Source organism: Chromobacterium vaccinii (assembly GCF_000971335.1).
Classification (GTDB): Bacteria; Pseudomonadota; Gammaproteobacteria; order Burkholderiales; family Chromobacteriaceae; genus Chromobacterium; species Chromobacterium vaccinii.
On the sequence record NZ_JZJL01000078.1, the window covers coordinates 1 to 11,594 of the forward strand.

9 protein-coding genes and 2 CRISPR repeat arrays are annotated in these 11,594 nt (G+C 64.3%); all 9 genes read right to left on the reverse strand.

The features are described from left to right. Nucleotides 1-7: 7 nt before the first annotated feature. A CRISPR array of direct repeats spans nt 8-524; the repeat unit is 29 nt; unit sequence CGGTTCATCCCCACGCACGTGGGGAACAG. A 101-nt stretch (nt 525-625) separates the two neighbouring features. Beyond that, nucleotides 626-928 carry a type I-E CRISPR-associated endoribonuclease Cas2e gene (gene cas2e, locus VL52_RS21745; protein ID WP_046159000.1) on the reverse strand — a complete coding sequence of 101 codons (303 nt, stop codon included), beginning with the start codon at nt 926-928 and terminating at the stop codon, nt 626-628. Further along, a complete protein-coding gene (gene cas1e / locus VL52_RS21750) occupies nt 909-1,826 on the reverse strand; it encodes a type I-E CRISPR-associated endonuclease Cas1e (protein ID WP_046159001.1) in 918 nt (305 codons plus the stop codon). Before cas1e ends, cas2e begins: the two co-directional genes overlap by 20 nt. After that, nucleotides 1,823-2,527: a type I-E CRISPR-associated protein Cas6/Cse3/CasE gene (gene cas6e / locus VL52_RS21755; protein WP_046159002.1), complete on the reverse strand. Its 705-nt coding sequence runs from the start codon at nt 2,525-2,527 to the stop codon at nt 1,823-1,825. Before cas6e ends, cas1e begins: the two co-directional genes overlap by 4 nt. Continuing rightward, a complete protein-coding gene (gene cas5e, locus VL52_RS21760) occupies nt 2,524-3,285 on the reverse strand; it encodes a type I-E CRISPR-associated protein Cas5/CasD (RefSeq protein ID WP_046159003.1) in 762 nt (253 codons plus the stop codon). Before cas5e ends, cas6e begins: the two co-directional genes overlap by 4 nt. A 4-nt stretch (nt 3,286-3,289) precedes the next feature. After that, entirely contained in the window at nt 3,290-4,342 is a 1,053-nt protein-coding gene (gene cas7e, locus VL52_RS21765; protein WP_046159004.1) for a type I-E CRISPR-associated protein Cas7/Cse4/CasC, read from the reverse strand. A 19-nt stretch (nt 4,343-4,361) separates the two neighbouring features. Beyond that, nucleotides 4,362-4,949, reverse strand: a complete 588-nt coding sequence (gene casB / locus VL52_RS21770; protein WP_046159005.1) for a type I-E CRISPR-associated protein Cse2/CasB — start codon at nt 4,947-4,949, stop codon at nt 4,362-4,364. Continuing rightward, nucleotides 4,930-6,513, reverse strand: a complete 1,584-nt coding sequence (gene casA, locus VL52_RS21775) for a type I-E CRISPR-associated protein Cse1/CasA (RefSeq protein ID WP_046159006.1) — start codon at nt 6,511-6,513, stop codon at nt 4,930-4,932. Before casA ends, casB begins: the two co-directional genes overlap by 20 nt. A 414-nt stretch (nt 6,514-6,927) precedes the next feature. Then, nucleotides 6,928-9,666, reverse strand: coding sequence for a CRISPR-associated helicase/endonuclease Cas3 (locus VL52_RS21785; protein ID WP_046159008.1), 2,739 nt, complete (start codon nt 9,664-9,666; stop codon nt 6,928-6,930). A gap of 177 nt (nt 9,667-9,843) precedes the next feature. Then, the gene (locus VL52_RS21790; RefSeq protein ID WP_144410366.1) at nt 9,844-10,971 is read right to left on the reverse strand and encodes a PI-PLC domain-containing protein; all 1,128 of its coding nucleotides are present in this window, start codon (nt 10,969-10,971) and stop codon (nt 9,844-9,846) included. Between the two features lie 225 nt (nt 10,972-11,196). Further along, nucleotides 11,197-11,591: a CRISPR direct-repeat array (repeat unit 29 nt; unit sequence CGGTTCATCCCCACACACGTGGGGAACAC). The last annotated feature ends 3 nt before the right edge of the window (nt 11,592-11,594 follow it).

Consider the following 11,594-nt stretch of genomic DNA (forward strand, 5'->3'; position numbering starts at 1 on the left):
GCCAAGCCGGTTCATCCCCACGCACGTGGGGAACAGCCGCTAGAGCCGGATGAACCGCTAGACGACGACGGTTCATCCCCACGCACGTGGGGAACAGGGAAATGGCGGTGAGGCTTTGCTTCAGCGTGCCGGTTCATCCCCACGCACGTGGGGAACAGTGATCCAATCGACAAAGACGGACATGTCAGGCCGGTTCATCCCCACGCACGTGGGGAACAGAATACTACGGTGTGATGCAGCAGCTAGTCGGCCGGTTCATCCCCACGCACGTGGGGAACAGATGGCCAGCGTAATAGCGCCGCGCTTTTCCATCGGTTCATCCCCACGCACGTGGGGAACAGGAGTTGCGGATACGAGCAAACTCGCATGGCTCCGGTTCATCCCCACGCACGTGGGGAACAGACCTGGAGCCGACAAGGCCGCAGGTTAGCGGTCGGTTCATCCCCACGCACGTGGGGAACAGCTGGTGATTTCACGGAGAAGTATGCTATTGCGCGGTTCATCCCCACGCACGTGGGGAACAGACCAATCGCAAGCAATTGATTTTGCAAAATAAAAACACCACCTAAAAATCTACCGATTTTCGAAGAGCCAAATCGCCCCCTGAAGCAAAGCGATCCACATGCTATTCACGGGTCTCTTCCGGTACCGGAGGCGGCAGAAAAGACACCAACTTCGCGCCGTCGAACTCGGCCGGCATGCGGCGGTTGGCCCCAAGCGTGACGAAGTCGAAGCCGGCCTCGGTGGCGGCTTGCCAAGCCATCACCGCGTTGCCGTCTTCCAACCCCTCCTCCACCTGCTGCCACAGGTAGTCGCGGATCTTGCGGTTGTAGTTGCCCACGTAAACGCCGGCGCGGATTTCAAGCAGCCAGATCGCCATCCGGCCACGCAGCCGGGGCGGCGCGTTCTCAAGCACGATGACCAGCATCGCCCAGTCCCTCGTCTTCCGGAAACGCCGCGCCCACCACGCCCTGCTCCTCCGGTTTGTCCAAACCGCCGGCGTCCAGCATCGTTTCGATGTCCGGGATGATGCGCTCCAGCAGCCGGGTCTTGCGGAACATGTCGCGGCAACGCTGGCGCACCTCGCGCTCCACGTTATGCACCGGCTTGGCGGCGACGGCGAAGGCTACCGGCACCACGGTTTCGAATTTGTAAACGTCGGCCACGTCGTAGACGAATGACAGCGGCTTGCCGCTGTGGATGAAGCCGATGGCCGGCGCGTAGCCGGCCGCCAGCACCGCGGCCTCGGTCACGCCGTACAGGCAGGCGGTGGCGGCGGACAGGCAACGGTTGGGGATGTCGGCCTGGTCCCAGTCTTCGCTGTCGTAGTTGCGCGCCTGCCATTTGACGCCGTACTGCTGCGCCAGCTGCTGGTACATGGCCCGCACCCGCGCGCCTTCGATGCCGCGCAGCTGCTCCACGCTGCGCTTTTGCGGCGGCTCGTCGCCGAAGCGGCGGCGGTACATCTCGCGCACCACCTTCAGCCGCGCGTCCTCGTCCAGCGCCAGCAGCGCCTGGTACAGCAGCCGGTCGGCGCGTGCGCCACCGGGCTGGCCGGCCGAATACAGCCTCACCCCGGCCTCGCCCACCCACACCAGCAAAGTGCCCACCTGGGCAGCCAGCTTGCAGGCGGCGTGCGACGCCCGCACGCCCGGCTCCAGCATCAAGCAGGCCACGCCGCCCACCGGGATGTGGGTGCGCACGCCGGTGGCGTCCACCGCGACGAAAGCGCCGTCCAGCACATCCAGCTGGCAGCGCTCGACAAACAAAACAGAAAGCCGCTCCTTGATCGGGAGCGGCTTCAGAGGCGGCAGCAATTGGCTCATGGCAGGCGTTTCACCAACAGCAGGCCGCAACCAAAGCCCAAGGCATGGCCCAGGCTGGAGTGCGGCGCGGCGGCGGGCTGGCCCAACAGCGCCTGCGCCAGCTTGTCGCCATCGGCCACCCTGGCCATGCCCTGATAGTCGATGGAGGAGAAGCGCATCCGGCGTCCCTTGCTGTGCAGCACATGCTGAAAATAAGCGTCCACCTGCACTTCGTCGACATCGATTTCCAGCCCCCAGGCCGCGGCGCGGCGGGTGAGCCAGTCCAACGCGGCGCCGGTCATCGCCGCCTGGGTGTCTCCCGGCGACAAGCCTTTGGCTCTCGCCTCGGTTTTGGCCGCCATCATCACATCGTGGCGCTGGCTGCGCTGCCCCTTCTCCTCGGGTCTGGCCACCACCGGGTTGGCACGCAGGCTGAAATGCACCCATTCACCGGCGTCCAACTCTGGCCGGTAAGGTTTGCTTTCCACCCTCACCGCCGAATGCCAGGCCTGCGGCGGACGCTGCGACAGCAGGTAGTACAGCAGATGCCCGTTGGCGCCCTGCTCCGCGCGGAACAGGAAATCGCGCTTGGCGTCCGGCGTGTCCGGAAACAGCTTCCACATCAAGCGGTGGTCGCGATAGGCGTTGCCGGCGATCATCACGTCCGATTCGCAGACCGCCGCAGACGCCGGAACCGTGATGCGGGACAGATAATGGCTCATTGCCTGCCTCCCGCCAGATAGGCCAGCTCCCGCCGCGGCTCGAACTGCCAGCGCCGGCGCGACAGCGGCTGGTCGTGCCGCGTCAGTTGCAAAGTGGCGTCCATGCCGACATCGGCCATCGCCTCGTCCCAGAAGTAACGCGCCTGTCTATCCTTATCCAGATCGATATCGATCGACAACGACTCGTCGTCATCAAGATCGACGCCCGGCACAAACGGCTCATCGTCGCGGCTGTCCAGCGCCTGCTTCAGCGTGTCGAAACCGCCCAGCCTTGGGTCCAAGGGCAGCGCCAGCGGGCAGGACTTGCGGCCAAGGTAAGGCATGAACACCGGAGAGCGCAGCGCATCCGCCAGCGCGGCCAGGCCATGCGGCGCGTCCGGCGCGGCCACCACCGCCACCACGCTCAAACTGTCGCTGCGGTATTCGCGGCTGGTAAGGATGGTGTTCAGCTTTGCCTTGTCGCGCATTTCCTGCCGGCGGGTGCGGTAGGCGAACTTCTTGGGGATGTCCGGCCACTGCACGGTGTGGTAGTCGCGCAGCGGCATGCCGGCGGCGATCAGCTTGACGCCGAAGCGGTAGCCGCGGCCCAGCGCCTGCTGGCCGGCCTCGTCGTCCCGCCTCACGCCCAGCGCCGCGCCCAGCAAGCCCAGCAGGGCTGAACGCGACGGGTGGTCGGCGCTGACGCGCTGCTCGCCCACCGCCAATTCGCCCCAGCTGGCCATGGGCCCATACAGCCGGAAAACCAGATACTCGCGCATGGCCTTACTCCGCGGCGAAAGCCAGCAGCGCCTGCAGGCTGCCCTCGCCCTTGATCACATCGAATTCATAACGGCTATCGGCGCAAGCGCCGTATACCTTGTCCATATTGTCACGCACGGAAACCAGAGACTGGATGCCGCCAGCCGCGTAATCCCCGCCTCCCAGCGGTTTGAGGAAGGCAAGCGACAGGCTGCGCGGCTGGCGGTCGCCGCGCTCGGCCAGCGCGTAATGGGCATAGGCGCGGCTGGCATAGCTGTTTTGCTTGCCGTTCGGGGCAACGGTCAGCGCGGCTTCCGCCAGCGCCGCGATGGCGCGCTGCGCCAGCGCGTGGTCGCCGCCCAGGTTTTCCAACAGCAATTCGCGGTCGATGCAGATGTATTGGTAAAACACCGCGGCGGCGAAGGCGCTTTCGCCGATGTGGGCCGCGCCGGGGTCTTTGCGGTTCAGATCGTCCACCGCGGTGAAATAGTCGTCCTCCACCGCCGTGGCGTGGATGCCCAAGGCGTGCGCTACCTGCACCGCGGCCTCGACGTTATGCTCGGTCTTGCTGGCCAGCATGCGGCCGAACATCGCGATGTCCGCCGCCTGCTGCCGGTGCAGCAGTGCGTCCAGCTCCTCTTTCTCCGGCGCGCGCTTATCGGCGATCAGCTTGGCCATCAGCTTGTCCAGCGAGGCCTTCTCCTCGGCCGAGATGTGCACCAGTTGCTCGATCTCGTAAGGCTTGTCCTTCTTCAGCGCGCCGTACACCTTGGCGATCTCGTTGGCGCTGTCGCCGGCCAACTTGTCCGAAAAGCCGGCTGCTTTCAGCTTGTCATACGCCTCCACGCCCAGCAGCTTGGTGCGCGTGCCCAGCGCGCCCTCGCTCTCGCCCACCTTGCTGAACAGCTTCTGCTCGAACAGCTCCGACGTGCGCCAGGCGCGCTTCAGGCTTTGCGACGACACCCGCAGGCGCTCGACTCCGCCCATCATCGCGGTCTTGGGGCGGCCCAAATCGTCGCGGTTCAGATTGGCCGGCGGATAGGAAATCAGGGTGTGCAGCTGGATGAAACGGCTCATGTTTTGTCTCCAATGGCAATCAGGCGGGTTCTTGATCGGCTTCGCGCAGCGATTCGTGGTAGTAGTCGGCGGCCCAGCGCAGCTTCAGTCGCTCTTTCGGCGCCAGCGCCGCGTCGGGATGGCGGAACTCGCGCACCCACTGCAGCAGCTCCACCGCCAGCTTGCCGACATCGACCTCTCCGCCCAGCAGGTCCACCGCGCGGCGGGTCTGGCGGAAAAAACCGTCCTCGTCGCGGCAGGTTTGCAACTGATGAAAACGCAGCTCGCTCATCGCGACGCGGCCTGCATCGTTCTTGCGGCCCAGGCTGCGGGCAAACGCCTTGCCCGGCGCATGCTGGGCATGCGCCGCCACGCCGGCGGCCAGCGCCAGCTCGTCCGCCTCCACCGCCACGCCCTGGCGCTTCAACTCTTGCAGCAGGCGATGGAAAGCGGATTGCAGCAGCACATCCTCCGGCGCGGCGCAGCGCCGCAGCTGGGCGCGGTCTGCCCGCTTCAACATCGCGAACGGCCCGCGGCGCTCCTCGTCGCTCGGGTCCAGGGCCAGGCGCCACTGCGCCACGGTCTTGGCCAACTTTTCCCGATCGGCCTTATCGAGCAACAGCTTCATCGCCTTCCCCCTGGTAACGGGCAATCCGCTCGCCCATGATCTTGTGCGGTTTGGCCCGCCACAGACCGCGCTGCAAATCGGCGCGCGCGCGCACTGTCCCAGCCATGCCCATCTGCTCTATCGGCGCGCACAGCACCCAGTAATCGAACAGCTCCAGCACCAGCCGCCGCAACGGCGGCAACCAGGCGGAAAACGCTTGCGCCTGGCCGGCCTCGTCCAATTGTTCAGATTCGGCCAAGCGCGCCACCGCCTGGTAGAACAGCTCCTCGCTGCGCTGCCAGAAACTCTGCTCGACGGCCGGCTCCTTCTTGTCCATCCGGCGCGCCTTCTTCACCTGATCGCCCAGCATCAGCGCGCTCTGCCGGGCGACCTCCAGCAACTGGCGCGCGGCCTCGACGAAATGGCGCTCATCGCCGCTTTCCAGCTGGAACAAGGGCAGCGTGGCGTCGCGCCAGGCCTCGGCCTTCATATTGTCCATCTGGTAGCCGAAGCACCACAGCCGCGCCTCGCCGCGCAGCTTCAGCTTGTCGGCCTTGCCGCCCTTGCGGTTGAAGTCCCGCGCCACGCGCGCGGCTTTGTCATTGTCGTTCTCGCCCAGCGTCAGGCTCAGCCAGTGGCGGTAGCCGCCGGCCGCGCGCCCGCCCTTGGCCGACAACGGCGGCTTGGACGGATCTTTGGCATCGAACAGATAAGGCGTCAGCGGGTGCTGCCAGGGACCGGTGTAGTTGACGCCGTAATTGCGGGTGCGGTACTGGCGGTACAGCGCGTCGTGCGTCTCGCCGCATACCTCGCACACGCCGCCGGCCACATCGTCCACATCCAGCCGGATGCGGCGCGGCATGCTCCAGTAGGCTTGCAGCGGATGCACATCCTCCGGCAAGGTCTCCATCCCGCTCTTGTCGCTGACTCGGGTGGTCGCCAGCCACGGCAGCTTGGCCGACAGCGGCGACTCCGCGCGCCAGGCGGCGTCCTCGCCATCCAGCGGCAACACGTTCAGCCACAGCTTGCGCCACAGAGAGGCGTCGGCCTCTTCCGGCAACACCAGCGTGGTCAGCGGCCCGCCGCCTCTGAGCGAAGTGCGATGCCCCACTCCGCCGCCGGGCGCGTTGATCTGCAAGGTGAGCAAGGCCTGCGCCGCGCAGCCGGCGCACAAGCCCTGCCAGTCGGCCAGCTTGTTGAAGAACAAGTTGGAATCGGAGCCGGTGTCAATCAACAGCTCGGCCGTGCTCTTGGCGTTGCCGTCCAGCAAGAGATCGCGGTCCTGCATGAAGGCGGTGTCGCCAGTCAGCCCGAACGCCGGCTTCAGCGGCGCAAGCCAGGCCTCCAGCTCCGCCGCGCTGGGCGGCGTATTCCAATAGCCCAGCCAGTCATTCAGATTGCCCGGCGCCGCCGCCGTCTGCAGCAGGCCGATCAGCAGCTGATACAGCGCGCCGCGAAAATCCGCCCGCGGCGCCAGCACGTCCACCACGTCCGGGTCCGTCGCTTCGTAGACACTGCCCGGCGACACGCTGCCGTCCCGCCGTTTGAGGCGGAGCCAGCGACTGGCGGGGTCGAGTAAATTCATTCACCCTCCTCTCGGTCATCCGACCGATCATCACTTCTCACCTGACCAGTAGGCCCTTGGCAAACACGGACCAATCCGGCCAGGCCGATAACGAACAGGACACCCAGGCATACCTTCAAGACGCTGCTCATCATCAAAAAGACCAGCGCCCCTGCCCCAAGCAGCAATCCCAGAGTCGTGCGCATGCCATCCCCGCCAGCTTGCAGATATCACCAACATAGGCTGCCTCTGGTTATATTAAAAGGATGGAGCTGTTCATGATTCACTTTCACTTTTCGTCTGCTTAGCTATGCTGAAAAAGGTGTTCCCCATCAGTATGGGGATGAACCTGATGGCGCAGTACAAAGGTCATAAATTCTGACCAGTTCCCCACCTGCGTGGGGATGAGATCCCAGGCGGCCCCGGCCGCCTGGTTCACTTCCATAACAGCCCCAACTCCAAGCTGTACCGCAACTCCACCTCTCTGCCCCTGGCATCGACACCCTGCCCCAGCCATACACCGGCGCACTCGCCGGCCACCAGAGGCAGGACCAAATCGTATTCGCTCAGCCACGGCTGCTCCTGCGCCAGCCGGTCCAGATGGGCCTTCCAGCGCTGCCGCCAAGCCGGCGACAAATCCTTCAGCCTTTTCGCATCCACCCGCAGCGCGGACAGCTGCCATTGCACGCGAGAGTCGGCACTTTGGCACAGCGGCTGCAGCGCGTCGTCGCGCACTTCTGCCAGGTAGACAAGCTTTGTTTCATCGGCCAATCGGGTGGCGACTCCGGAGTCCTCCACCCAATGCTTGCTGCTGTCTTCGCAGTAACCCTTCTCCCAATCCAGCTCGTTGAACAAGGCCATGCTGCGCTCGCTCATCGCCTCGCCCAGACACTTGTTGGCGGCCTCTTGCAAGGCCGGCGGCGTCTCGCGTTCGCTGGCTCCGCCATACACCGCCTCCACCAACTGCCGCACCGCGCCGGCCTCGCCGATTTCTCCGGGCGACACGATATAGCCAGCCGCCAGCAAAGCCTGTTGGGTTTGCCATAACGCAGCGAAGTCCGGATACACGTATTGCGCGTCGGGAAACAGCCGGCCATACCAATCCCCCTTGGCGTCGCCGTCCGGCTGTGGACCGTAGACGTACAGCACCGGCTCCGGCCGCTGCTCGACGCGCCGCTCCGCCGCAATCTCGCCCGGCCAGAGATCGCCATTGGCCTGACGGACATGGCGCTGCAGACGGCCGGCGCGCTGGATCAGCAAGTCGATAGGCGCAAGGTCGCTGACCATCACGTCCACATCGAAATCAAGCGACTGTTCCAAAACCTGGGTACCAATCAACACCCTCCCCGCGCGCATGGCTCTGTCGGAATCCTTGCCGAGGGCATCCAGCACCTGGTCTTCTATTTCAAGGCGATGGCCCATCGCATAGCGGCTATGGAACAGGTGCAGCTGGCCCTGCGGAACGATGTCCTTCAACAGATCGAAAGCGCGGCGGGCATCATTCACCGTATTGCGCACCCAGCACACGCAACGGCCCGCTTGCGCTTGTCTGACGATCAACTCGATCACTTCCGCCTCGTCATGCAGCTGTTCCACCCTCACCCGGCGCTTGACCTCGCGGCGGGTTTCGCAAGCCCGCTGATGAAAATTCCCGGAGGAAAGGTGACTTGCCAACGGGTAGGCCGACGGGAAAGGCTGGTTCAAATCCGGCTGCGCCAGCCCCTGGCGATAGGCGTTCAGCAGCTCGCGCTTGATTCGCTCCGGCACGGTGGCGGACAGCAGCACCGCGCTGCCGCCCTGGGCCGCGTGCAGGCGCAGCAGACCACCCAGCAACGTACGGACATAGGGGTCGAAACTGTGGACCTCATCGACAACCAGGACTTTACTGGATAGGCCTATAAGCCTCAGAGATTGGTACCTCACCGGCAGCACCGCCAGCAGCGCCTGATCGATGGACCCGACGCCCGCCTGAGCCAACATCGCCTTCTTGTTGCTGTCCGCCAGCCAGGCGTTGCAGCTCATGCTGGCCGAAGCGTCGTCCCTGGCATACGGCCGGCCGCCGCGCTGCACGCTGAGCGCGAAGTCTTCCACCAATTGACGGGCGGAATGAGCCAGAACCAGCGAAGGCTGTTCGCCCTTGACGAATAACTTGCGGTACACGCCGCCTACGCGGCGGTACATCTGGTTGGCGGTAGCCATGGTGGGTAGGGCGAAGTACAGGCCGTCGGCCAGTCCGGCCGCCATCAGCCGGTGCGCCAGGATCAACGCCGCCTCGGTCTTGCCGGCGCCGGTCACATCCTCCAGCAGAAAAAGCTGCGGCCCTTCGGCCAGCGGCGCCGTGGCGGCGTAACGCTGCAGGGGAGTGGGAGCGGATAGGTAAGGGATAAAGTCGGTCAGTTGGTCGGCGCCGACATACGCCGCGCTGCGGCAAACGGCGAATCCCGATGCCGTCACCGCGCGCCGGGCAGCGGGCCGGGCGTGATCGGCCCAATAGTCGGCCAGCGCCATCGGCAGGGCCCGATACGGGAAGTGAAATTGATTGGAGCCCAACCAGTCAGCCAGCACCATCAGGCCGGCCAGTTGCCAGGCTATGCGCGGGTCCAGATCGTCAGCCGGCTGCGGCAAGGGTCCGGCCAGGGCTGCGGCATCGCAAGCGAAGGCAAGCGCGGCGGCCATATCGTCCGGCAGGAAATGATCATCGGCGTACAAGCGCTTGGAATCGCCCTCGCGCGGCGGCCGGCCGTGGTGGCCGCAGACGATCCGTATCCATGCCTCCCACCGGGCATGCTCCGCAGCAGGCAATACCTCGGCTGGCAGGTTCGACCGCAGATGGTCCATCCACAACAAATAACCGAGGGTATCGTGACGCTCGGCGTATCGCGGCGCCCTGTCCACCGGCACCAAGTCGGCCGAGCCCGGCGGCAGGATGGACTGGAAGCTGCGGGCGAACTTGCCCAGATCATGCAAGAGGGCGAAATAGACCGCCGCCGCGCGAAACTGCGCCACATCCCAACCCAGGCTGGCGGCGCAAACCGCTACCCACGCCGGCCGCTGGTCCAGCAGCGCCTCCATCACCGCCGCCACGTCCAGCATGTGAAATGGCAGCAAATGCCATCGATCTCCCGCCTCGTCGCGCGGCGAAGACTTGCCCCTGTACCGCCAGTACGCCTGCATCGCCCCTCCGGTGACAACCGGTCAGCCCGCTGGACTCGACCCAGGCGCGCAGGTTAGCAGCTCAAAAACACATTGTCATTTTGACAAATAAGAATATTGACATAAGTCACGCGATGGCCCGCAGGCGCGCCCACTGGCGGAGCCTGCGGCCCTTCTTTATCCCCGCCTCCCGCTGCGCTACCAGGTATTGGCGGCTCCCAGCGCACCGGCATTCAGCCGGGCGGAGATCGCTACCGGCATCGCCAGCCCAAACCAGGGCGAGGCGATATTCGTGTGCAGCAGCGACGCGTAATCGTCCACATAGACGATGTTGACCTGGGGATCGGCCAGAGGGTCGTAGTCTTGGCCGACCCAACGTCCGTGCTCCGTAAAAAACGCCAGCAGACGCGGATTGGCATACCGCCGCGCGTACTCCAGCGGATCGCCCAACACCTTCTGCGGCGTAAGCGTCCAGGACAGCAGATGCAAGGTCCGGGGCACGCCCCGGGCTTGGTTAAGAAACCAGTTTGCATCATAACCTTCCGGAACGGTCCATTTGCCGTTGGGTGCGAAACCGTAGCCATTGCGTTGCGTCAATTTCAAAAGCTGATCGGTTTGCATGCCATTGAACAGCACGCCATCGTCGACGCCGGTGCTATTGGAATACTGATCGAACAGATACAGGCTGTTTTCCCCCATCGGGTATTTCGGCGCCACGACGAAAAAGCCTTTGGGCAAGACATGGCCGCGGCTCGCCACATACTCCTCGCGGGCGGTATCCAACGCGCCGTCATACAACACCGCCACTCGCGAGCGGATGCTGTCGGCCGCGCCTTTGCCATCGTCCAGCAATGTCCGGTATGGCGCCTGGAACAGATTGATCCCGCCTTGACGATGCGGCACCAGGAATTCGCCCAATGTCGCGACGATCTGCTGGATCAACAACTCATGGCTCAAGTGGGAGAAGTGGTAGAAGTGGGAAATGTTCAGAATGACCAGTTCCCGATGGGCCGTCTCCAGCTCCAGCATGAATCGGCGAAGCTGCATCAGAATGCCATCCTCGCCATCTATCGGCCCGCCGGTATAAAACTCGCCGTGATAGGTGAACAACCGCCCATCCTTGACGCATGGCCGGATATCGAAATACCGGATGCCGCCCAACAGCTGGCCGTAGATGTCCTGGCTTTGGGTTTTGGAAAGCGCGTTGCTCACCGCCCGGTCCACATAACAGCCAGAGTCGTGCGTCCCGGGCAGCGTGACGCACGACAAGGGGCGATCAGGAAACGGACCTCTGGCGTCATTGGCGGTACGGAACAAGTCGGTCATCCAGGGCATAGCCAGTCCTTTCGTTCTGCATGGGCGGAAAGCATCATCATTTCCACTTGAACGAAACCGGCGATCGGATGTGAATCACCCGCCGATCGGCATGGCAGGCAGTTTGGAACGCATCCCTGCCGGCATGGAGAACTTTTGAACGACTGATATAGCGGTAATGGATCCCCACGCATGTGGGGAACGCTATTTGGAGATGGCCCAACAGTTGCCGGAACACGGTTCATCCCCATACACGTGGGGAACACGGGCTTGGTGCGGCCCTGGGCGTAGAGCGCGTCGGTTCATCCCCACACACGTGGGGAACACCCACACCAAGCGACCATGCACGAAGTCGACGACGGTTCATCCCCACACACGTGGGGAACACTCTGTTGACCTCCCGGTAACTGTCACCGCCTCCGGTTCATCCCCACACACGTGGGGAACACGCGTCGGTCAGCGGCAGATTCTCGCGCCCCTCCGGTTCATCCCCACACACGTGGGGAACACGCGGTGCCGAAACCGCCGGGTACGCGCGGAATCGGTTCATCCCCACACACGTGGGGAACACTACGGGCGCGGCCTCAGCTTTGCCGATATTGCCGGTTCATCCCCACACACGTGGGGAACACTAC

Excerpts from the sequence above, each read along its gene's own strand:
- cas2e (WP_046159000.1), bottom strand. The coding sequence starts at position 928 with ATGCTGGTCATCGTGCTTGAGAACGCGCCGCCCCGGCTGCGTGGCCGG.
- cas1e (WP_046159001.1), bottom strand. The coding sequence starts at position 1,826 with ATGAGCCAATTGCTGCCGCCTCTGAAGCCGCTCCCGATCAAGGAGCGG.
- cas6e (WP_046159002.1), bottom strand. The coding sequence starts at position 2,527 with ATGAGCCATTATCTGTCCCGCATCACGGTTCCGGCGTCTGCGGCGGTC.
- cas5e (WP_046159003.1), bottom strand. The coding sequence starts at position 3,285 with ATGCGCGAGTATCTGGTTTTCCGGCTGTATGGGCCCATGGCCAGCTGG.
- cas7e (WP_046159004.1), bottom strand. The coding sequence starts at position 4,342 with ATGAGCCGTTTCATCCAGCTGCACACCCTGATTTCCTATCCGCCGGCC.
- casB (WP_046159005.1), bottom strand. The coding sequence starts at position 4,949 with ATGAAGCTGTTGCTCGATAAGGCCGATCGGGAAAAGTTGGCCAAGACC.
- casA (WP_046159006.1), bottom strand. The coding sequence starts at position 6,513 with ATGAATTTACTCGACCCCGCCAGTCGCTGGCTCCGCCTCAAACGGCGG.
- VL52_RS21785 (WP_046159008.1), bottom strand. The coding sequence starts at position 9,666 with ATGCAGGCGTACTGGCGGTACAGGGGCAAGTCTTCGCCGCGCGACGAG.
- VL52_RS21790 (WP_144410366.1), bottom strand. The coding sequence starts at position 10,971 with ATGACCGACTTGTTCCGTACCGCCAATGACGCCAGAGGTCCGTTTCCT.